We start from the raw sequence: 21015 nt of genomic DNA, 5'->3' as shown, positions 1-21015 counted from the left end.
AAAGTTGGTATTGCTGTTGAGTAGTAAGGTGTGTTGTTCAGTATTATCGGCGTTACTACATTATTGCTACATTGTTACCGCTAATCCATAATGACCAGAGGCAGACGGCTACGCCTCCGAAGCAGGGGAGAATCATGACAATTCTCCCTGAATCACGCTTTCACCATGCATGGATATCAATAATGAAGACTATAAAATGTGGTGTTATTTTACAAATGTAAGAATTGATTCGCTAGACATCCTTTTACTTAAGGAACTAATCTGATTTTTAGGAGGTGGTAAATATCTTCTTGTTGGATTTAGTGGTCTTTCTACAGTTTCAATGAGTGTCAAATCATATTGATTAGCAATAATCTCCATCAACCTTGCAGTATTGAAATAAGTTCCTTGGATGTTACAATTACCAACAATAAGTGTTGCTAAGCCATCTTTTTTTAGTACCCTCGCAATTTCAGAAATAACAAGCCCCATATCATAGGCGAACTTTTTCATAATTCCTTGCATTCTACTGTTTACCTCATCTGGTTTGCTCATCTGTTCTAACATGAATATTATTTTTTGATCCTCTTCAGGCTTTTTAAGAGCCTTTTCTGCACCTACCAAAGATGAACGAATATTGCGTAAATCTGAAATTTTATATCCAAACCATACCAAGGCTAATTTATGTCCTCGAAGATAGTCAATTGCATTAAGATATGGAGGTGATGTTAGTACATAATCAATTGAATAATCCTTAAGGGGTATATTACGTGCGTCATTACGGGCTATGTTTACACTCTGAAAGCCTTTATTTGTTGAAAGTCCATTAAAAACTGTTGATAGTTTTTTTATTGATTTTAAGAAATTTGAATAAACATCAAATTCTGACTCAGTTTTAACTCTATGAGGCCTACTATGAGAGACATCCCTGGCTAAAGAGGCACCGTTATCTTTTGTAATAATAATTCTACTCAATGCTACTCTTAGGGCATCGCTGATTGAATCCTCTCTATGCTGTAATAGAAATGCGAGTTTTCTAAGCGCATTTCTTTGATGTTCACCAAACCAGAATTCAATAAAATCTGCAGTCTCCTGATCGGAATCTATCCAATGTAGTTTAACTTCTTGTAAAGTTAAATGTTCAGCTTGTTCTATTAGTTCCCCAGCTTCTTCCATTAATGCATTAATATCAATCGGTGTTACCCAGACTCTTGACATTAAGACGGCTAGTGGGTCCATGTCGAATCCAACTGTGTTATGACCAAGTGAATTGGCAACTCTAAGTACAGTTCCTGATCCTGTCATTGGGTCAAGGACTGTAATCGGTGATTTAAAGCTTGAGAGTGTGTTAAAAGCTATTTCTGGCGCCATTCTAGCCGGAAAAGGATGAATTGATTTATGAGAGTTCATATTACTAACAACACCTTTTTTTAGAATAATGAGCGGTATTCAGCAGGTACAAACTGTAACTGACGTAGGATTTCCGTCTTGAATTTACTTACTGAAGTATGAATATAAATATCATTTCCTGAGATAGTAATGATATTTGAAAATAAAATTTCAAGTCCTTTAATTACTTTCATAACATCTTGTCTGGAAGGTTCATCACCTGTAATAAGCCCGATTTTACTAGCGATAGTTTCTGGAGTTATTGGATTAGGACCATTAAAGTTGAATTTTTCAATAGCTTCAATAATTGATTGAAAGGATATTTTGGGTCTTTTATTTTCATGCTTTTCTTTTAAAGCATATATTCCAGTAGAGAGGTCATCTATTGTATTACATTCTAATAGTAACTTAAACTCTTCAAGATCAATAGGGCCATTTGTAGCAGCAAGCATAAGTAGGTTTCCTAACTGGGAAGCCGTCATAGGTGTAATCTTGTGCTCTTTACATTCTTCATCTACAGCGCCGCCTTGATAATCAGGTGCAACTACAAGAGTATAGTCAGCATTGTAATTGTTTCTATGACGGACTAATCCAGCAACATTTAAATTCTGCGTTTTAGCTTTACCATGTGAAGAGACTTTAGCATCATAGGTGAATGTATAAGTTCTAACTCTATCGTCTTTAGCCGAGAGAAGTGCCGTTGCGACACCTTCGGGTTCACCAGGCTGCCCTTTCCGGTCAACTAAAAATCCTAAGTATTCAAGGGCATCCCCAATTGCTTGTTCCATCCCTTTAGCATGAGTGGTGGCGACTTCATGTAATAAGTTTGAAATTTCAACTCCTGTTTTTCTACGAACCCTTGCCATTAGACGATAAACATGATCCCTATAACTTTGAATTTCTTCAATTACGCTATAATCAACCCCATGTTCAGATGCATATGTATCTGCCATTATTTCAACAAAAGCTGTATCTAATAACAGGTTTAATTCCTCTGGAGTAGAGTGTTCTTTAGCAAACGGATGATTCTGATTAACATAAATTTTTCTGCTTTTTAAATGATATCTAATCAATGGAGTTTCAGGGTCTCCATCTTTGTCCAAATCAATGTCTTCCACAACTTTAAAATCTTTCCCCTTAGTTTCCCAATCTGTTTTTATATCTGTAAGTTCAGAACTATCAACATCCGTTGTGTCAACAAACTTCGGCATATCTTGGACATCATTAATGGTATCTTTAACTAAATCATATAATGGTTTTACAACTGGAGTACTCCAATTATTAGTAAGGATTTCTCCTGCTGAAGGGAATGCAGGAGCAGAGTATTTATTGTAAACTTTTCTTATCTCATTAAATATAGCCATTAAAAATGATCTGAATAAAATCAATGCATCACTTTCTTGAATTCCCTCTCTGCTGACTTTTAGATGTTCGTCCAAACCATCAGCTCTAATAGTAACACGTAATCTTGCCCAGATAGCAAAACTTAAATCCTTTAATCCGAAAAATGGGTCATCCATATTTATAACTCTACCAAGTACATTAACAAAAAAACCATTTGATGGGCCATTTGACTCGCTTTTCCCGCTGTTTATTGATTCTTTATATAATTTAATAGTTCCTGTGATTTTCCCATCTATACCATCTATTCTCACATAAAAATTAGGCTCAGAGTAGTTTTCAACATTTGAAATTTCTCCTGTGGAGGAGATAACTTTATCAACAATACTGTCTCTACCAAGTATCCAATGATCTAAAATTTCAATATCAGATTTGGTCGGGAGTAGTTCCTCCTCATTAAGTATAATTCTCATTGCTGACCCTAGTGGAAGAGCAGCACGGAGCATTCTTTTTAAACGGCCTAATTGAATATTAGTCCCAGCATTTTTAAGATCAGAAAGAACAACCAAAGTCCAAGTATCATTATCATCTACTAATACTTCCTGAGTTTCTTCTTCATATACGAATTCATCAATGAAATCCCCATTGATCAAAGGAGATATTTCGAATTTTGATTTTATTATGGTTTCAATCACTTTTCCATGTTCTTGGAATGACTCAAGAACTCCTGACAGTTCCACCTCACTTATTTCTCGTACATTTAAGCTAAGTGCAGAGGAAGGATCAATACTTAATAAATCATCATTAAATTTATGAATATCTCGATAATCAAAAGTCACGGCTCTGACAATTCCATCTTTTGCTTTGCATAAGTAGGTGACTTGATTAGCTAATAAATATGTTGCGAGTTTGCCAATACCAAAACGACCTATAGGTGCTCTTTTACTAACCTGTCGTTCTTTTCTTTTAGTAGAAATTGCAATATTCCAAAGTTTTTTTATTCCATCAAGATCCATAGAGATCCCGTTATCGAGGACCCATATTGCAGAATTTTGTGTTATTTTTTGCTCTGGAATACCGATGAAAGTTCTAGTTGCTCCTGCATCCCATGAATTTGAAATTAATTCTTCAAATGCTTTATTAGGAGAAGTGTAGAGATTCTCGCTGAAAAGTTCTAAGAATCGTGGTCCGATGGATACTTTTACTTCATCAACATTTTTACCTACTTCAATTATTGGATGTTTAGTAGCTAAAGACATATTGCTTCACCTTCCATATATAAAATAATTCATTGCTAAAGCACTAATAAATATAATTATTCGACAACTTCCGTCTTTTTCCTTTTATATAAAAATGAAAAGCAAACCACTAAAATCTTCGTTGCAAGGAGATATGAAATGGGAAGGATGGAATATTTGAATTGTGAATTATTAGTTTGTTATGAATCGGGCTCAAAGCAATGCTAAGTACATATCTAAAAATAATTTATTGGAGAGCATGACCTGAGAATAAGTCAATTTGCTCTGCGACAGTTGAGTTAAATCTTTAAATAGAGAAAAGTATTCTTATGCTCTACAAGTATATATTATTAACTTGATACTTATGCCGATGGGTAGTCCCCATGGGAGAACAATGGAGCTGAATTTAACTTGATTCAGCTCTTTAGTCTGCCAAAAATGATAATAAATTGGAGGTATTCAATGAATCAGTATGGTGACATTTTAAAAACACTAGTCGCAGCTTCGCTCTTCGAGAAGCCGGGAAGTTATGTAGTAGAGGAGATATTTAAAAAGTTTCCTAACACCGATCTTGTCAATGCAACTGAGGAAGAACTAATGCAGATAAAGGGAATTGGAAAATCACGCGCAAGACAAATTACTTCATTAATACAACTTACAAAAGAATTTAATAAGCCATATACAAAAGATAGGAAGATCAAAAGTCCAAAAGATGTTTTTGAATTAGTAAGAGCAGAGATGCAATTTTTAAAGAAGGAACACTTTATCTTGCTAATGCTGAGTACAAAAAATGATGTGATTGCAAAAGAGGTTATTTCTATTGGTACTTTAAATGCAGCAATAGTACACCCAAGAGAAGTTTATTATGCAGCAATCAAGAGATGTAGTGCCGCAATTATTGCTATCCACAATCATCCATCTGGAGATCCCTCGCCCAGCCAAGAGGATATCGACTTAACAAAGCGTTTGGTATTGGCAGGAAATGTAATCGGTATCGAGCTGCTTGACCATGTAATTGTAGGAAATGATGTCTTTGTATCTTTTAAAGAGAAAGGGTTTATGTAAGAAACATTATCTCTGATCTTTAAAGGCCAGAATTTGCTTAACCATTTGATAGATTGCATCTTGTTCATCCTGGCTACGCCCGTGCAGTTGAAAGATGATTTTGTCTAGTGTTGAATAATCCATTTCAACGGAATTCATTGTTGCTGAACGAAAAATCTCTTCGAGTGTTACATCTAAAGAAACAGCAATTTTCTCTAAAGTGTCAATGGTTGCACTTTTTTGTCCACGCTCTACTTGCCCCACGTAAGAAGGTGTTAAGCCTGCTTTGAATGCAAGGCTCTCCTGACTGAATCCTTTTTGTTGTCTTATCATTCTTATCTTTTCCCCAACAAGCGTAGATACATTACTCATAATATCACCTCTACAGTAACCAATCTTTATAAAAACCATAGTCGGTAATATCGCAGTCAACAAATCACTATAGTAACTATAAATAATAATTACTATAGTGATTGACAGGCGCTATTCCTGCCAGTATAATCGGCATGGAATAATATAGGTAAAAAGGAGGACGGCGTCTTGTCAAGCACGTAAGATCATCAGCCAGTGGTAATTGGAAATTCTAAAAATCACGAACCCATTAAAAAGAAAGGTGGTTGCTTAAAGTTTATATTAATTAGTTTTTCAGTTCTTTTAGGGATATTTATTCTGATTGGAATTTTTGCAATTGACGATGATGAGTCCGTCCAGAACCAAAATTCTAGTCAATCAGGTAACTCCATCAATAGCGAAAAAACCGTTGATCCAACACCGGTTCCATTTGATCTCGATCAATTTAAGCAAGAATCACAGGTTTATCCCTACAAGGAATTAGCAAGGAATCCTGATCAATATATGGATCAGAAAGTTTTATTTAGTGGTGAAGTTGTTCAAGTGATTGAATCAAGCAAAGGCAAGGGAGTTCAGTATAGGATTAATGTGACCAAAGGTGAGTACGGATATGAAGATACCGTGTTAGTTACATATGAAAGAAACGATGGTGAGTCACGTATCCTTGAAGAAGATTTAGTAAGTGTTTGGGCGTATTCTAAAGGGTTGATAACGTATGAATCGACTATAGGCGGGAACATCACAATCCCAAAATTAGAAGCTGTAGTAATAGAATTAATACCTTAGGGAGGCTGACTACCTGAATGAGAATTATTGGAATATTGCTGATTATAGTTGGGATTGTAGGATTGATTTTAGGTGGATTTATGTTAGGTGACATAGGAATCGCAGCAATGATAGGAGCAACATCTGGACTGTTATCAGGTATTGGGTTTATTATCTCGGCAAAAAGAATAAACAATTAGTTTTATTGTCAGCTGCATAAGTAAAGAGGTTTGATTTTAACCAAGAATACTTATGCAGCCTCTTCTAGTTTAGGCATTAGTAATATTGAAGGAGACATGAAATGAAAAAAGCGACATTAATTTTGCAGATATTTTTAATTGTTTTTTTCGGTACTGCGTCTATCTCATTAGCTGAATCAAATCAGGATGATGGCGAGATAACTCAAATCGTCCTTAAAGTCAATAACCCGGAGATGTATGTAGATGGGGAACTAAAGGAAATTGATCCGGGGAAGGATACGGTTCCTATAGTCAGAGGTGGGAACACTTTACTCCCTGTTTCAAGTATCATTAAGGAGCTTGGCGGAAATACAGCCTGGAGTAGCAAAGAAAATAAGTTAACAATCAATTTAAACGAGCGCAGCGTCGTGCTGTGGCTTGATCAAAAGAAAGCTATGGTTAACAGTGTCTCAAAGACCTTAAGTACAGCACCGACAGTCATAGAAGGCCGTACAATGGTTCCTTTACGTTTCTTAAGTGAACAATTGGGCATAAAGATAGTTTGGCATGGGTCTAATCAAGTTATTTCTCTTTTCTACTCTAAAAGCGGTGTTACGGGATTATGGTTTGAAGGGAATCACTTTGAGAAAGTCTCTAATACAGTAGGCCGATATCATGATGGAGGAGCAACATATTCTATAGAATATCCGCTTGCTTGGGGAAACCCATATGTAATAGATAAGTTTTATAGCGCAAATTCGACAAACAACTTATATGACTATCATACCGTGTTCTACAGTGATTACAAGACAACAATTACAGGTGATGTTTTTGAATTGGAACCTAATGAAACTCCAAAACAGTTCATGGAAAGAACAGGGAGAACGGTAGGTGAGGGATATAACTCTTCAGGTATAGTATACAGCTACGCCGATGTAATTAATGGGAAAATTCAAGATGCTGACGCATCGTACACATTTTTAAAAATAGACGTTGCAGATAGTAATCCTACACAGGGCAATGTTATGGAAGAGTTTATTTTGTTCAAAGGATATTCAGTGATTATTTTGAAATTGGAAAGTATTGCTTACTATCAGAAAGGGGAATTTGATATTAATACTATCCCTAAACAGAACGAGTTTATTGATAAATTCCTGAAGTCGTTCAAATTTGAAGAAGGTGCGGGTGCGGCTGGCTAAGATACAGTTTGATATATATTTTAAAGAGAGAAATCATCTAATTGATTCTCTCTTTTTTTTGTTTGTAACATCCTATTGTAGTAAAACCAGTTTTAGTATAGGTGGAGAATAAAGTAGTTTAAGGGGGAATAACACAAGTTAAGGAGACTTAATGAACATTTAAGTAAAATAATAAGAAAGGTAAGGTGAAGATAATGTATGATGATTACAATGAAATAATAACAGTTGCTCAGTTGGCAGAGTTACTTCAGATCGGAATGAACACCGCATATAAATTAGTTAATTCGGGGGAACTTCGGTCTTTTAGGATTAATAATGTTCATCGCATCGAAAGAAGTGCGGTTACGGATTACATAATTGCTAAGAATCAGAGCTTATTGAAGCAAAGGAGTTAATGAAGAAGTGATACACTTTAAAACAAGATCACAAGAAGAGTTAAGGGAAGCGTTATTAAATTATCAGTTAAATCTTGAAGTTCCTATCCATGTTAAGTCTCCTTGGGAGTTAGCTGAATATGTATTCAATTCATGTAAAGGAATAATGCCCCAAGCAACTCAGGATTTATTTTCTGGGATTTTTCAATTTAAGGAGGATTTGTGCAGCCATTTGATTTTTAATTGCTGGACTATAGATAGTTTGGGTAGCAATGAATATGTAAAAAATTCAAGTAGCCTTATTCGCATAGCCTACGATATCTTTGATCTTGCCAGAATTAGAAAAAAAGAGAATAAACTAATTAATGATTTGCTTGTTTCCGAAGAAGCATCCCGCATGGGAATAAAGCATTTTAAAAAAACCTTAGGTGCATACTTAGAGCTTCCACCAGATGAACAATCCTTTAAAACCCCTGCAATTTTTGCACCCTTTGTTTCTTACATAGCACTTAATTACAAAATTCATGGAATATTAAAAGATACTGGAACAAGTAAACCTAATCAAACTTTCATTAATAAGCATCAAAATGTAATTGAGAAGATACACCTTAAATACTATGAATACTTCAATTTCTTAATAAAAGAATTTCCTGTTAATGGAAAAGTGAAATCACAATTTTATGATTATAACTCCGTGCATAATTCACTTATCAACAAAATGATTTTTGAAAGAGAATATAACCTTGGATTAGCGAGTAAAATTTTTATGATGACAAACAATATTGATTCTCCAGTGAGGAGTTCATACTATAAGATAATGAGTTTATCTGCGTTGTTCGCGAATAATGGAAGGCTTTCTTATTTGATAAATATATATGAATCTATTAATTCTTCTGGGAGAGTTTACATTGATGAAGATAAAGCTACTGCAATTATATCCATGGCACTGATTGTAATTCCAATTATGGAATTATATTTTATTTATCTATGGAGAGAAGGAAGTCTGAAATTCGATGAAATACACATGCGTGAATCCATGGAACATTACGAGAAATATACATATCTAGAAGAAAGGGTGTTTCCCTTCTCTTTTGAAACGGAGGAGATTAAACTAAAAGGCGTAGAGTTGTTTCCTTTTAGATTATCTTCTGAATGGGAACTAGTTGAACTGGAATTTTCAAAAATCAAACCGATCTTGGAAAGCATAAATAAAATGACTAAGACCGCTAAGCCAATTTCAGAGATTTTTCTTAATCCCATTGGTTATTTGAGGAGCGAGATACATTACGATAAATATAGGATGTCTATAAATGAAGAAAATCCTTCATACCTAATAGAAACGGTTGCTGAGTTGATTGAAAAACAATACTTTAGAGAGTATTTAGCTTGAAGAAGCGATGCCTTGTATGTAGGGGCATCGCCTTTTTTTGTTGATGCATATATGCGTGTTTATGTCAATACATGGTTTGGAGTTAATTGGGATGTGTTTGGGTATCTACGGTATTTTAATATATTGATATCCTTTTTACAGAGGCGCCTCACCTACACCAATTGCCAAGGAGTCGATTAACAATGAAAAATAAAATTACGCTACTTAATCATCTCGATCAATCCGAACAAAAACTTCTACACTTAAAAACGGAGAAAAAAGAAGAAGATATCCAATTGCTTGGAGTAAATAAAACCGAAGCTCTTGTAACCTTTGACGCTACAGTGCTTGAGAATGCGACATTACTAATAGGTTATAGAAGCAACGCGAATAAGGTATGCATGGGTAGATATGGGGATAAGGTCTATTCTTTTCCTGCGAAAGTAAACGATAATGCAGATTTCATAAGGGTCTGGATAGATAGTAGGAAAAATGAAAATGTTAAGTTCCATGTCAATTTCAACGGAGCCTACTCAAAGTTTGCAGACGGTAATGATTCCGATGCTCTGATAATTACTTTCGTAGAAACTCCTGATTTTGTTCAACTGTCATTGTATGATGGCAGTCTGTTTATAAACCAAGTAAGCCATATATTCACAACTATTCCTGCAATTAAAAAAAGAATTCGGACTATTGCCTACAGCATGTTAAATAATGAATTTCCAGGCCTGTGCGAAAAATTCATTGCTATGGAGGATGAACAAAGCGATGGGGAAGAATAAGTCTAGGAAATACAGAGATTACATGAATGAGGAAGAGAATCATTATATCTCTTCCAATGCAGAAGAATATTTCAGTGATGGTAAACTAACTAATGATTATCTAAGAAGAAAAGAGACAGAGTTAGTTGAGTCTAACTCTGTCCCATTCTTCCAAGTTAAAGCGATTGAACCATCTTATAGTGACTCGCATGAGAACTTTTTAACTAAATCCGAATTACAAATGAATAGGGAAGATGTTAGTGAAGTTGCTTCTTCTTCAGCTAAGAAAAAGGACAAGAAGAAGGCCGAATCAAAAACGCCGTTGGATTTCAGCGTTAAGAAGCAATTTATGGGTAATCGCAATGTAAAGTGCGTAAACGGAATTAGCTTTTTGTACAACGAATTGAACGGCTGCTACGAAAAAATATCTGAGCAGGATCTTTTTGTTGAAATTCGAAAATGTCTTCCAGCAGAAATTGACATGAAGCTTGGCAAGAACAAAATGATGGATGTTGTCCATAGACTGGTAAGCGAGCCAGAACTACAAGCTACATTTGAGGAGTTTGACAGGCACAATGACCATATCAATTTTAAAAATTGCGTCTTAAACACTATGAATTGGAAGACTTATCCTCACGCTCCTAATTTCATGTTTACAAGCCATATAGATGCTGAGTATAAAGAAAACTCTCCATATGATTTTTCAATCAATGGAAATAACTTTCTAAGGTTTTTGGATGATTGTACCGAAGGCGATCCACAAAAAATACAATCTTTGCAACAACTAACCGGATATATCATCAGTAATGAGTGGAGAGCCAAGAAGTTCTTTGTTTTAATAGGGCAGCCTCACACTGGCAAGAGCGTATGGTTGGAACTGTTTAGAGCGCTGATCGGTTCGAAATATACAACATCGTTAACCTTAAAGCAACTCTCAGAAAATAGATTTATGACAGCGGAACTGTTACATTCCAAGCTTAACGTAACTGCTGAAATGGATGAGAGCGGCACTTTGAAGGCAACGGACATTATTAAGGCCTTAACTGGTGGTGATCTTATTACAGCAGAAAAAAAAGGTAAGGACCCTTTCCATTTTCAAAGTAAAACGAAGCTTGTAGCTTGTGGTAACCAAATGCCTCTTCTCAAGAAGCTGGATGGAACTACAGCTTTTACAGATCGGATTGCTTTCTTTATGTTCAATAACAGTATCCCTGAAAATCAGAGAGACAAAAGCCTGATAAAAAAGCTGCTCTCAGAGAAAGATTATATTGTTAAGTGGGCGTTGGAAGGACTTGAAGATTTGATAGACAATGATTTTGTTTTTTTGGAGAGTGAAGATGCTAGTACCTTGACCGTTTTAGATTTTAGGATACAAATGTTTTAATTTGCCTCTGGCTTCCTCGGTTGTGAATTGCCACTGGACCGATTTTTGATCCTGGTTGCGCTTGACTTTCCAAGCCGTTACTTCTTGCTGTAATTGTTCAATTGAGCTAATTCGGCGGTGCAGACATTGTATCGTCATTGCGCTCAGTTCAATTTCAGCAATATTTAGCCAGCTTCCATGCTTCGGTGTGTAGTGGATCTCCAAACGCTTTGCTAACGAGAGCGCTACATCAGGAGAAAAAGTTTCATACAGCGATGAGAGGGTATGCGTATTCAAGTTATCCATGACAAGTCGAATGCGCTTCGCCTTTGGATAGTGGACTTCGAGCAATTCGCGGATCTGTTCTGCCCAATCCGATTTGGTCCGTCTTTGGCTCGCACAAACGTGGCGCCAACCGGCCAAAGGTTCTGTGAATAAAAACAGGGTGCAACTACCTTTACGCTCGTATTCATAGTCTTCCCGGCGTACCTTCCCTGGTTTCATCTTCTCCGGCGGGCGGGTGTGATCCAGCAGTTGCACAGGCTGCTCATCCATACAAATGAGCGGGATCTCGAAATCATACGGGAGGGCGTAGGTTTCAAGCACGTCTTCCATGCGGGCAACAAATTCAGCATTGGCTTTTGCGGGTATGCACCATTGCTTTTTCAAATGAGGCTTAAGTTTCGTTTTTTTAACGTTTGGCGAATGGTTTCCCGTCCAACGGACTCCAGAATACCCAGTTCAATCACTCGACTTGTCAGAAGACGAATCGTCCAGCGGGCATATCCGTTTGGTGGCTCAGAACACGCGAGTGCAATGATCCGAGCTTCCTCTTCTCCGGTAATCGCAGCCGGACGGCCGGGATTGGGACGTTGCCGATAGTGAAGTGTCGATTCCAGCCCATACGTACAATAGTCTTTTATTGTATGATAGACGGTAACATCGCTGACACCAACACGCTGGGCAATTTCAATCTGTTTTGGAATCTGCCCCTGACTCTCATCAGCCAATAACAAAATGAGGCAGCGATTGCGGATGCCTTTGGATGTCTTCTTGTCATGAATACATTGATTAATCTGCTCCCGTTCTTTTAGACTCAATTCTATCTTATATTTTTTGTACATTGGTTTAACCCTCCCGTATACTTCTATATTAAGAGGGTAAGTCTAAAATGCTATGCGGTCAAGGTACTAGGCGCTTTAAAGAACGTTATATATCACAACTGAATAATGTGCAAGAATTCGTTCGGGATAGATGCATAACCGATGCTATTGATGAAGAAATAAAAGTTCATAGGAAACAGCTTTACCCAGCTTATCTTAACTTCTGTCACGAGAATGGCTTGAGGCCTGTAAGCAAGGCGGAATTCTATGTAGAAATAGAGAAGTTGGGAGTTAAGGCCTGTAAATTCCGTATGAATGGATCGGACCCATTGTGGGGGTATCGTGGTATGCAACTAAAATGATATTAGTATGAAGCATAGGTGTTTTAAGTCTACATTGTCTACATTTGATCGTGTTCTATATATATTAATGGTTTAAACATCTTCAAACGTAGATCGACAAGTCTGCGTAACTGCAACGTCAGTCTACAGCGCAGAGTCGTGATTTTAGATACCATATTATAGAAATAAGGAGATGTGAAAATGGGTGCAATAAGTAAGGAGATTTTATCAATATCCGATCTGTACTCCATATTACCGTTAGGGCGTTCTACCATTCATAAGCTCGTGGCAAGACAGGATTTCCCAAAAGTGAAGGTGGGTAGAAGGGTCCTTATATACCGGGCAAAATTATTTGAGTGGATGGAGCAAAATGTCGGGCAGACGATAAATCTGACTGAAAACGATTAACAAGATCTGAATCACATCAAGCACAAAATAAGCAGGGTATAACAAGCCCTGCTTTAAATTTGCCCTTTTCATGTCTTCTTAAATTAAACTATTGAATGGATGGGATCATAATGGCAAGAAAACGAGCAAATGGCGAAGGTAGTGTTTATAAGCGGAAGTCCGATGGAAAGTGGGTTGGACAACTTCAAGTGGGACTAAAGCTCGATGGCACTGCAAAATATAAGGCGGTTTATGGAAACTCCCAAAAAGAAGTGGTGGCAAAGATGGATGATATCAAAGGTAATCTTAGAAGCAATTCTTATGTAGAACCTTCCAAAATCACTCTTGGCAGTTGGTTGGATACTTGGTTAGATATCACTATCAAGAACAAGGTGAAAGATACAACGTGGCTTTTGTTTGAAAACTTAATACGTAATCACATAAAGCCTTCTTTAGCAGCTTATAAGCTCCCCCAACTTAGAGCGGTAGACGTCCAGAAGCTCCTAAATGAGAAGTCCAGTAGTGGAAGGATGGACGGTAAGGGCGGAGGATTGTCGCCACAAACATTAAAGCATATATACCAAGTGTTAAAAATGAGCTTGGATCAGGCTGTTTTAGAAAAAACACTTCCAGAAAATATAATGTCGGCAGTGAATCCTCCTAAACAGGCATCCCAAGAAATACCTATTTTGACTACTGAACAAGTAGGTGTTTTTTTGAGCTTCGTTAGAACGGATACGCATTATAAACGTTACTACCCAGCGTACTTATTAGAGATTTATACAGGTGCAAGAAGAGGAGAACTATTGGGCATACGCTGGACTGATTTGGACACAGTGAATATGAAAGTAACATTTGTCCAGCAAATTGTCAGGGTTGGGGGCAAGAATAACATTCGCGATTTGAAGACTGGATCAAGTCAAAATCGGGTTGTAGTGGTTCCAGAAGAAGTAGTGAGTGTTCTAAAAGAACATAAGCGTGATAAGAGAAGGGAATTCAAGGCTTTAGGTTACAATGATATCGAAGTTCAGGAGATGCTTACCGAAGGGCTTATTTTTACAAATACTTTGGGTAAGCCAATGCAACCACGGAATTTCACCAGGAGTTTTAAATTGGCTCTAAAGGCAGCGGGAGTACCTGACCGATCATTCCATTCCCTTCGTCATTTCTTTGCCATATGGTCACTACAGAATGGTGTGGATATCAAGACACTGCAATCGGATTTAGGCCATGATGAGATCAAAACGACTTTAGATCGATATGGGAACCACGTTAATATGGAGATGAAAAAAGATGCGGCTCAGAAACGGAGTCAGTTATCTATTATCAGTGGGAACGTGAAAGAAATATGTGAAAGCACAAAAAAGGGCTTCAAAGAAAGCTTTTGATGCTCAAAGTTAAGAAAACATTAAATGCGGATTTTAGTTTGATATAGTGTGAATTATTTGTAAATAATGGTAGCGTTGGTCTATAAAATAAAGATCAACACTACCATCGCTTTTGCTAACGTTTCTCGTTAGTTTTTAATCATTTAACTGTTTTCACGGCCCTGTTCATATAGTAACTGAACAGCTTTTCCACGGCGCGTTATTGCATCTTCTGTCCCAACCACACTGCCGGAAGTGGTCAGCATATAATTGAATTTCCATTCTCCATCCTCAGTAAGTAAAAATTGGATTTTTTGAGCATCTAGTGCTTCATGGAGCCGTTCAGCTTCGTCTATTGCAGAAGACAGTTTTTCAAGCTGTATTGCTTCACTCACATTTGCTGGATCGGCTGTCTTAATAACAAATTCCTTGGCAGGAGTACCAGGAATCACGAGCACATACGCAATCGGTCTATTCTTAGGAATACAGTACTTTGCGTACTTGATTGCTGCATTACGAATGGATTTATAGATTTTGGCTATATCTTCACTTGTATCAGCTGCCAATTGTTGACCTACTTTTTTAAGTAACTGGTGAGCGATCAAGAATTCAACAGCATTTTGCGATAATTTAATGATTAACTCGGGATCTGGGATTAGGGATTTTCTTATTAACATGTCCTGCTGATACGGGCCGTCTTCTTGAAGTTCTTGTTGAAATATCGCTATTGCTTCTTTAGATTCAAAATTCGTTGGATCAAACGAATAATGGATCTCCGAAGGAGTTTCCTCATACTTGTCTACAAATGGTCGCTTGTCGGCCCATGTATCAACAATTGCGGATTCTCCATTGGGAAGCGATATCTTCTTCGTCTCATTAGGATCATACAATAGGTACTCTCCATATACCCCGTATTCACCATCAGGCAATTGTCTTACTTCTGATTTCACGAGCTTACCAATAGGTGGCAAAGTAATATCGTGCTCGATGCCGATTCCGACTGCAACAGGTCCATTTATTTGTGCCGCTGTTTGATCTAGTGCTTCTTTGCTCATCACCATCCCGTGCCTATCTACATGAGTTGTTGCCAACAAACGCTGAATCGTCATTGATAGTCCCCCCCAGTGCATAGTTCTACTATTACGATATACGAACAATTGTAGTTTCATTTTTATAATTCATTACCCCTGAGTCTTAGAGGACTTATGATTAATAATATAACTTTATGTTCGATCATTTCTTGCGTTATGCCATGGCTGCTTAATGTTAGTCAGATGAGTCATTATTTTAGTCTATAACGTTCTTCCATAATTATCTTGAGACTTTTTCCTCCCGTTACTACACGGTTACTACATTTCGCCCTTATTAACACAAAAAATCGCGTCCCGAAGGCCGCGAACCCTTGATATGTATGGTCGAGACGACAGGATTCGAACCTGCGGCCTCTTACTCCCGAAGCAAGCGCTCTACCAAGCTGAGCCACGTCTCGTAATTACGGGTTAACCAGGGCGTTAACCGCAGAATCGCTTTAAACAATCCACATTATACGCCTGTAAGTAAGCGCTGTAAATAATATGGGTCATTTTATTTAACGGTACCCGAGATTGACAGATATAGGAGCGCTGGCTATACTTGAAATGTTAAAATGCAAATTGTACAAAACGTTGATGAAATGAAGTACGCCGGAGGATGGCTTGATCAGAGAAGAGGTTCCTTTACGATATTGTTCGTAATTGGCTGTGAGAACCTTGAAGACAGGCCGGCGGAAAGCTGATTTCGGAGTGCGGGGACAATCCCGCCGGGAGGCTCCCGTTAACAGCCGCGACAAGGCGATCGTCTGCAACTGTCCGTGATTTCACGGGTCAAGGCGATAACCAGGGTGGTACCGCGATAATCATCGTCCCTGAATTTATTCAGGGGCGTTTTTTTGTTTTCCGGCAAAAGTGCCGCAATAACTATGAGACAGGGGCTGTACATGATGAAAGCAAGTGAAATCCGTTCCAAATGGCTGAAGTTTTTTGAGAGCAAAGGCCACCGAATCGAGCCGAGCGCGTCGCTCGTGCCGCATAATGACCCTTCGCTGCTGTGGATCAACGCCGGGATGGCGCCGCTGAAGGCGTATTTTGACGGCCGGGAAATTCCCGAGAATCCGCGCCTGACCAACTCGCAGAAGTGCATCCGCACCAATGATATCGAGAATGTGGGCAAGACGCGCCGCCACCATACGTTTTTTGAGATGCTGGGCAATTTCTCCATCGGCGATTACTTCAAGGAAGAAGCGATTACCTGGGCTTGGGAATTCCTGACGGGCAAAGAGTGGATCGGGTTCGAGCCGGACCGCATTTCCGTGACTGTATATGCCGAGGATGAAGAAGCGTTCAAGCTGTGGAATGAAAAAGTCGGACTGCCCGCAGAGCGCATTATTAAGCTGGGCGACGATAACTTTTGGGATATTGGCGAAGGCCCTTGCGGCCCTTGCTCTGAGATTTTCTATGACCGCGGCGAAGCCTACGGAAGCGACATGTCCGACCCGGAAATGTACCCCGGCGGGGAAAATGAACGCTGGCTCGAAGTGTGGAACCTCGTGTTCTCGCAGTTCAACCACAACAAGGACGGCAGCTATACGCCGCTTCCGAATAAGAACATTGATACCGGCGCAGGTCTGGAGCGCTTCGCATCCATTCTTCAGGATGTGGACTCGAACTTCGATACCGATCTGTTCCAGCCGATTATCCAGAAGACCGCAGGGCTTGCAGGCGTAACCTACAAGGACAGCCTGGAGCAGGATATCGCGCTGAAGGTAATCGCTGACCACATCCGTACGGTTACTTTTGCCGTGGGCGACGGCGTGCTTCCTTCCAATGAAGGCCGCGGCTATATTATCCGCCGTCTGCTCCGCCGCGCTGTGCGCTACGGCAAGACGCTGGGTCTTGACCGTCCGTTCCTGTATGACCTTACCGGGACGGTGGGCGAAGTGATGGGCGTGTATTATCCGTCGGTGGTGGAGAACCGCGAATATATCGCCAAAATCATCCGCACCGAAGAGGAGCGTTTCCACGAAACGCTGTCCGACGGTCTGGCAATCTTAGGCGAGATCAGCGCCAAAGCCAAGGCCGACGGGCTTAGCGCCATCGCCGGAGCAGACGCGTTCAAGCTGTATGACACGTATGGTTTCCCGTTTGACCTTACTGAGGACTTTGCCTCTGAGCAAGGCCTGAGCGTGGACCGGGAAGGCTTCGATGCGGCGATGCAGGAGCAGCGCGACCGCGCCAGAGCCGCACGCCAGGACAACGCCAGCATGAAGATTCAGGGTGGCGCGCTGGCCGAACTGACGGTTAAAAGTGAATTTGTTGGATATAATGACACGGTAGCAGAGTCGAAGGTGCTTGCCATTGTAGTTGACGGCGCGCTGGTGGATGTCGTCAGCGAAGGCGCAGAGTGCCAGGTCGTTCTGGAGTCTACCCCGTTCTACGCTGAAAGCGGCGGGCAGGTCAGCGACACAGGTCTTTTGACAGGCGGATCGGCTACAGCAAAAGTAACGGGGCTCTTCAAGGCTCCGCACGGCCAGCATGTACACCTTGTTACTGTAGAAGCCGGTGAGCTGAGAGTGGGCGACAGCGTCCGTGCCGAGGTGAACCGCGAGCAGCGCGAGGATATCGTGAAGAACCATACGGCCACCCACCTGCTGCACAAAGCGCTTAAGGAAGTGCTTGGCGGCCATGTTAATCAGGCAGGCTCTTTAGTAGAAGGCGCACGCTTGCGCTTTGACTTCTCGCACTTTGGCGCGATTACGCCGGAGGAGCTGAGCGACATTGAGCACCGGGTGAATGCGCAAATCTGGCGCGCTCTTGATGTAGTGATTGAGAACAAACCGATTGATGAAGCCAAAGCTATGGGAGCGATGGCCCTCTTCGGTGAAAAATACGGCAACATCGTCCGTGTGGTTCAGGTTGGTGATTACAGCCTGGAGCTGTGCGGCGGTATCCATGTATCGAACACTTCGCAGATCGGCATCTTCAAGCTGGTCAGCGAGAGCGGCATTGGCTCCGGAGTACGCCGGATTGAAGCGGTAACCGGACGTTATGCCTACCAGTTCACGGAAAGCCAGCTAGACCTGCTCAAGCAATCGGCAGGACTGCTGAAATCCTCGCTGAACGATGTGCCGAAGCGTATCGAGGCGCTGCATGCCCAGGTGCGTGAGCTGTCCCGTGAGAATGAATCACTGCAATCCAAGCTGAGCGCTACCTTTGCCGCTGAGCTGACCGGCAGTGTGAAAACAGTAGGCGGCGGTACGCGACTGCTCGCGGTTCAGGTTCAGGCCGGCAATATGGACGCGCTGCGTACTACGGCCGATGAGCTGAAATCCAAGCTGCCTGATGCTGTGCTTGTGCTGGGCGCTGCGATGGACGATAAAGTTAACTTTGTCGTGTCTGTACCGCAGGAGCTGGTCTCAAAAGGCTTCCACGCCGGCAAGCTGGTGAAGGAAGTCGCTGCGGTATGCGGCGGCGGGGGCGGCGGACGTCCGGATATGGCGCAGGCCGGAGGCAAGGATGCCTCCAAGCTGGGTGAAGCGCTGGCGAAGGCGGAAGAGCTTGTAGCTGCTCTGGCATAAGGTGGCACAGCGATTCATCGGACGCAGCCGTGTGGAGTGAGGCCGTACCGGATTACGCGGTTCAAGGCCGGCAAAACGGGAATAACAATTCAAGTGAAGCCGCAGCGGTACTGAGATATACATTTCAGTACCGCTGCTTTATTCAGTATTTACTTTTGGTAACATTTGCAATAGCTTAAAAACCAAAAAAATCTCTATTTTTGTAGATAAAATGCCAAAAAAAGCGCTATCACATGGGCGAGATTTCCTCGTTGGGCTATGAATATGTTATGATGAGGGCAGCAAGTAAGCTGTACAGCAGCAACTTTGCGAAGCCGCCCAAGAAGCGGGTGATTTTGCAGAAGGAAGGTGTCACAAATGGACTCCATGGACAAAACGGTCAAATTCAATGTGAAGGGCGACGAGAAGGAAGCTTCTTCCCAGGAAATTCTGCTCGCAGTATACGATGCGCTGGTGGAGAAGGAATATCATCCCATCAACCAGATCGTAGGGTATCTTATTTCCGGAGATCCGGCTTACATCCCGCGTCACAACAATGCGAGAAGTTTGGTCCGGAGAAAAGAACGTGATGAGCTGATTGAGGAACTGGTTCGGTTCTACCTCGCCAACCACCGGGTGGACAATCCGAAATGATGAAGAAGCTGGGTCTGGATTACGGCGACCGCAGAATTGGAGTCGCCACAAGCGATATTTTTGGATGGACGGCACAAGCTCTGGAAACGATTGAGCGGCGCGGCAACGGGAATGAATTCGAACGTATCCGCGAACTGGTCAAGGAACACGAAATTGGCGAGATTGTAGTTGGACTTCCGAAGAATATGAACGGCTCAGTAGGACCCCGTGGAGAGATCTGTATTGAATTTGCCGATCAGCTCCGGGAGCAACTGGAAATGCCCGTACACCTTTGGGATGAGCGTCTGACGACAGTATCCGCCGAGCGGATGCTGATTGAAGGGGACGTCAGCCGGAAGAAACGCAAAGGGATTGTGGACAAAATGGCCGCAGCCCTGATTTTGCAAAATTTTTTGGATGCTAACAGTAAAAGGTGAGGGGTGCGCTGAAATGACAAACGAGCAGATTGGCCAAGAAGAAGAACCGGAAATCATCTATATTCCCGATGAGGAAGGTAATGAAGAGGAATTCGAGGTCATCATGAAGTTTGAAGTCGATGGTTCGGACGCAAAGTATATGATGGTGGTTCCGCTGGATTCCGAGGATGAAGAGAGTGATGAGGTGTATGCATTCCGTTATGAAGAGGACGGCGATGATCTGCAGCTCTTTATGATCGAAAATGACGAAGAATGGGCGATTGTTGAAGAAACCTTCAATACTTTGGTAGATGAGCTGGACGGGGGAGCGGGGAATGACTGATTTTTCCGCCGAACACGTGGTTTGGACTTCAAAGCTCAAAGAGGTATACGGAGAAACAGTTGAACTGGAAGACGAGCAGGGCAAATCTTCCGTTTACGATATTATTGCCGAGTTTGAAGTCGGTGACCGCGCTTATGCGGTGCTGGCCGGTTCCCCAGCAAAAGGGGCTGAGCAGGAGATACTGCGGATTGTAGCTTCGCCTGACGGGCTTCCCGAGCTGGAGACCATCATTGATGATGAGGAATGGGAAGATGTCTCCGAGCTGTATGATGAGCTGACTTTTCCCGGCGAAGATAGTGAATAAGCTGGCTATATCGGTGTTAGGCACGGAAGAGGGCGGAATTTTTCCGCGCTCTTTTTGCTTGAAATCGGGCAAAATATTTCCGCTCATAGCATTCTGCCAAAAATATATGTTGAATTTGAGACAATACAATTTTATACTTTATAGTCGGAAAGTGAGGAGTGACCTTTGAAAGCTGCAA

22 protein-coding genes and 1 tRNA gene are annotated in these 21015 nt (G+C 40.9%); 16 read left to right on the top strand and 7 right to left on the bottom strand.

What is annotated here, in order from left to right:
- Window positions 1-204 precede the first annotated feature (204 nt).
- The gene (locus B212_RS0118365) at window positions 205-1389 is read right to left on the bottom strand and encodes a hypothetical protein (RefSeq protein WP_019912443.1); all 1185 of its coding nucleotides are present in this window, start codon (window positions 1387-1389) and stop codon (window positions 205-207) included.
- Between the two features lie 20 nt (window positions 1390-1409).
- The gene (locus B212_RS0118360; protein WP_019912442.1) at window positions 1410-3968 is read right to left on the bottom strand and encodes an ATP-binding protein; all 2559 of its coding nucleotides are present in this window, start codon (window positions 3966-3968) and stop codon (window positions 1410-1412) included.
- Between the two features lie 441 nt (window positions 3969-4409).
- Here B212_RS0118360 and radC point away from each other — a divergent pair, with 441 nt between their 5' ends.
- On the top strand, window positions 4410-5012 hold the full coding sequence (radC, locus tag B212_RS0118355; RefSeq protein ID WP_019912441.1) for a RadC family protein: 603 nt from the start codon (window positions 4410-4412) through the stop codon (window positions 5010-5012).
- Window positions 5013-5018: 6 nt separating this feature from the next.
- Here radC and B212_RS0118350 read toward each other — a convergent pair whose 3' ends face one another.
- On the bottom strand, window positions 5019-5363 hold the full coding sequence (locus tag B212_RS0118350) for a helix-turn-helix domain-containing protein (protein WP_019912440.1): 345 nt from the start codon (window positions 5361-5363) through the stop codon (window positions 5019-5021).
- A gap of 195 nt (window positions 5364-5558) precedes the next feature.
- Here B212_RS0118350 and B212_RS33265 point away from each other — a divergent pair, with 195 nt between their 5' ends.
- The 7 genes from B212_RS33265 (at window position 5559) to B212_RS31805 (ending at window position 11373) form a co-directional block, all read left to right on the top strand.
- Entirely contained in the window at window positions 5559-6128 is a 570-nt protein-coding gene (locus tag B212_RS33265) for a hypothetical protein (RefSeq protein WP_019912439.1), read from the top strand.
- Window positions 6129-6145: 17 nt separating this feature from the next.
- The gene (locus B212_RS35060) at window positions 6146-6307 is read left to right on the top strand and encodes a hypothetical protein (RefSeq protein WP_019912438.1); all 162 of its coding nucleotides are present in this window, start codon (window positions 6146-6148) and stop codon (window positions 6305-6307) included.
- A gap of 101 nt (window positions 6308-6408) precedes the next feature.
- Complete coding sequence (locus tag B212_RS0118335; RefSeq protein WP_019912437.1) at window positions 6409-7485, top strand: copper amine oxidase N-terminal domain-containing protein; 1077 nt, start codon at window positions 6409-6411, stop codon at window positions 7483-7485.
- Between the two features lie 194 nt (window positions 7486-7679).
- Entirely contained in the window at window positions 7680-7880 is a 201-nt protein-coding gene (locus tag B212_RS35970; RefSeq protein WP_019912436.1) for a helix-turn-helix domain-containing protein, read from the top strand.
- A gap of 7 nt (window positions 7881-7887) precedes the next feature.
- Entirely contained in the window at window positions 7888-9249 is a 1362-nt protein-coding gene (locus tag B212_RS0118325) for a hypothetical protein (RefSeq protein WP_019912434.1), read from the top strand.
- A 182-nt stretch (window positions 9250-9431) separates the two neighbouring features.
- Window positions 9432-10010: a hypothetical protein gene (locus tag B212_RS0118320; RefSeq protein WP_019912433.1), complete on the top strand. Its 579-nt coding sequence runs from the start codon at window positions 9432-9434 to the stop codon at window positions 10008-10010.
- Entirely contained in the window at window positions 9985-11373 is a 1389-nt protein-coding gene (locus B212_RS31805; RefSeq protein WP_198015870.1) for a DNA primase family protein, read from the top strand. The genes B212_RS0118320 and B212_RS31805 overlap by 26 nt, the downstream gene beginning before the upstream one ends.
- On the opposite strand, the gene B212_RS35965 is transcribed toward B212_RS31805, so the two are convergent.
- Together B212_RS35965 and B212_RS35960 are read right to left on the bottom strand one after the other, a co-directional pair.
- Entirely contained in the window at window positions 11347-12021 is a 675-nt protein-coding gene (locus B212_RS35965) for an IS630 family transposase (RefSeq protein WP_019910227.1), read from the bottom strand. The two genes, B212_RS31805 and B212_RS35965, sit on opposite strands and share 27 nt — an antisense overlap.
- Window positions 12018-12476, bottom strand: a complete 459-nt coding sequence (locus tag B212_RS35960) for a helix-turn-helix domain-containing protein (RefSeq protein ID WP_019912431.1) — start codon at window positions 12474-12476, stop codon at window positions 12018-12020. The genes B212_RS35965 and B212_RS35960 overlap by 4 nt, the downstream gene beginning before the upstream one ends.
- A gap of 47 nt (window positions 12477-12523) precedes the next feature.
- Between B212_RS35960 and B212_RS35955 the strand changes: the two genes are divergently transcribed.
- From B212_RS35955 to B212_RS0118290, 3 genes are all read left to right on the top strand, one after another.
- Window positions 12524-12817 (top strand): primase-like DNA-binding domain-containing protein, encoded by a 294-nt coding sequence (locus tag B212_RS35955; RefSeq protein ID WP_019912430.1) that lies wholly within the window; start codon window positions 12524-12526, stop codon window positions 12815-12817.
- A 180-nt stretch (window positions 12818-12997) separates the two neighbouring features.
- Window positions 12998-13204, top strand: coding sequence for a helix-turn-helix domain-containing protein (locus B212_RS35950; protein ID WP_019912429.1), 207 nt, complete (start codon window positions 12998-13000; stop codon window positions 13202-13204).
- Between the two features lie 110 nt (window positions 13205-13314).
- The gene (locus B212_RS0118290; RefSeq protein WP_019912428.1) at window positions 13315-14571 is read left to right on the top strand and encodes a tyrosine-type recombinase/integrase; all 1257 of its coding nucleotides are present in this window, start codon (window positions 13315-13317) and stop codon (window positions 14569-14571) included.
- A gap of 143 nt (window positions 14572-14714) precedes the next feature.
- Here the strand turns inward: B212_RS0118290 and B212_RS0118285 are convergent, their stop codons facing one another.
- Window positions 14715-15659 (bottom strand): hypothetical protein, encoded by a 945-nt coding sequence (locus B212_RS0118285; protein ID WP_019912427.1) that lies wholly within the window; start codon window positions 15657-15659, stop codon window positions 14715-14717.
- A gap of 303 nt (window positions 15660-15962) precedes the next feature.
- Window positions 15963-16039: transfer RNA gene (locus tag B212_RS0118280), tRNA-Pro, on the bottom strand.
- Between the two features lie 489 nt (window positions 16040-16528).
- Here B212_RS0118280 and alaS point away from each other — a divergent pair.
- The 5 genes from alaS (at window position 16529) to B212_RS0118255 (ending at window position 20837) form a co-directional block, all read left to right on the top strand.
- Complete coding sequence (gene alaS, locus B212_RS0118275) at window positions 16529-19162, top strand: alanine--tRNA ligase (RefSeq protein ID WP_028530915.1); 2634 nt, start codon at window positions 16529-16531, stop codon at window positions 19160-19162.
- Between the two features lie 357 nt (window positions 19163-19519).
- The gene (locus B212_RS0118270) at window positions 19520-19795 is read left to right on the top strand and encodes an IreB family regulatory phosphoprotein (RefSeq protein WP_019912425.1); all 276 of its coding nucleotides are present in this window, start codon (window positions 19520-19522) and stop codon (window positions 19793-19795) included.
- On the top strand, window positions 19795-20211 hold the full coding sequence (gene ruvX, locus B212_RS0118265; protein WP_028530914.1) for a Holliday junction resolvase RuvX: 417 nt from the start codon (window positions 19795-19797) through the stop codon (window positions 20209-20211). The genes B212_RS0118270 and ruvX overlap by 1 nt, the downstream gene beginning before the upstream one ends.
- A 13-nt stretch (window positions 20212-20224) precedes the next feature.
- Window positions 20225-20533, top strand: a complete 309-nt coding sequence (locus B212_RS0118260) for a DUF1292 domain-containing protein (RefSeq protein ID WP_019912423.1) — start codon at window positions 20225-20227, stop codon at window positions 20531-20533.
- A complete protein-coding gene (locus B212_RS0118255; RefSeq protein ID WP_019912422.1) occupies window positions 20526-20837 on the top strand; it encodes a DUF1292 domain-containing protein in 312 nt (103 codons plus the stop codon). The genes B212_RS0118260 and B212_RS0118255 overlap by 8 nt, the downstream gene beginning before the upstream one ends.
- Window positions 20838-21015: the final 178 nt, after the last annotated feature.

The organism is Paenibacillus sp. HW567 (assembly GCF_000374185.1).
Classification (GTDB): Bacteria; Bacillota; Bacilli; order Paenibacillales; family Paenibacillaceae; genus Paenibacillus_AQ.
This window is presented reverse-complemented; position numbering and strand designations above follow the sequence as displayed.

Bases quoted from the DNA above. Each gene is read 5' to 3' on its own strand.
- B212_RS0118365 (WP_019912443.1), bottom strand. From the start codon at position 1,389: ATGAACTCTCATAAATCAATTCATCCTTTTCCGGCTAGAATGGCGCCA.
- B212_RS0118360 (WP_019912442.1), bottom strand. From the start codon at position 3,968: ATGTCTTTAGCTACTAAACATCCAATAATTGAAGTAGGTAAAAATGTT.
- radC (WP_019912441.1), top strand. From the start codon at position 4,410: ATGAATCAGTATGGTGACATTTTAAAAACACTAGTCGCAGCTTCGCTC.
- B212_RS0118350 (WP_019912440.1), bottom strand. From the start codon at position 5,363: ATGAGTAATGTATCTACGCTTGTTGGGGAAAAGATAAGAATGATAAGA.
- B212_RS35060 (WP_019912438.1), top strand. From the start codon at position 6,146: ATGAGAATTATTGGAATATTGCTGATTATAGTTGGGATTGTAGGATTG.
- B212_RS0118335 (WP_019912437.1), top strand. From the start codon at position 6,409: ATGAAAAAAGCGACATTAATTTTGCAGATATTTTTAATTGTTTTTTTC.
- B212_RS35970 (WP_019912436.1), top strand. From the start codon at position 7,680: ATGTATGATGATTACAATGAAATAATAACAGTTGCTCAGTTGGCAGAG.
- B212_RS0118320 (WP_019912433.1), top strand. From the start codon at position 9,432: ATGAAAAATAAAATTACGCTACTTAATCATCTCGATCAATCCGAACAA.
- B212_RS31805 (WP_198015870.1), top strand. From the start codon at position 9,985: ATGAACAAAGCGATGGGGAAGAATAAGTCTAGGAAATACAGAGATTAC.
- B212_RS35960 (WP_019912431.1), bottom strand. From the start codon at position 12,476: ATGTACAAAAAATATAAGATAGAATTGAGTCTAAAAGAACGGGAGCAG.
- B212_RS35955 (WP_019912430.1), top strand. From the start codon at position 12,524: ATGCTATGCGGTCAAGGTACTAGGCGCTTTAAAGAACGTTATATATCA.
- B212_RS35950 (WP_019912429.1), top strand. From the start codon at position 12,998: ATGGGTGCAATAAGTAAGGAGATTTTATCAATATCCGATCTGTACTCC.
- B212_RS0118290 (WP_019912428.1), top strand. From the start codon at position 13,315: ATGGCAAGAAAACGAGCAAATGGCGAAGGTAGTGTTTATAAGCGGAAG.
- B212_RS0118285 (WP_019912427.1), bottom strand. From the start codon at position 15,659: ATGACGATTCAGCGTTTGTTGGCAACAACTCATGTAGATAGGCACGGG.
- alaS (WP_028530915.1), top strand. From the start codon at position 16,529: ATGAAAGCAAGTGAAATCCGTTCCAAATGGCTGAAGTTTTTTGAGAGC.
- B212_RS0118270 (WP_019912425.1), top strand. From the start codon at position 19,520: ATGGACTCCATGGACAAAACGGTCAAATTCAATGTGAAGGGCGACGAG.
- ruvX (WP_028530914.1), top strand. From the start codon at position 19,795: ATGAAGAAGCTGGGTCTGGATTACGGCGACCGCAGAATTGGAGTCGCC.
- B212_RS0118260 (WP_019912423.1), top strand. From the start codon at position 20,225: ATGACAAACGAGCAGATTGGCCAAGAAGAAGAACCGGAAATCATCTAT.
- B212_RS0118255 (WP_019912422.1), top strand. From the start codon at position 20,526: ATGACTGATTTTTCCGCCGAACACGTGGTTTGGACTTCAAAGCTCAAA.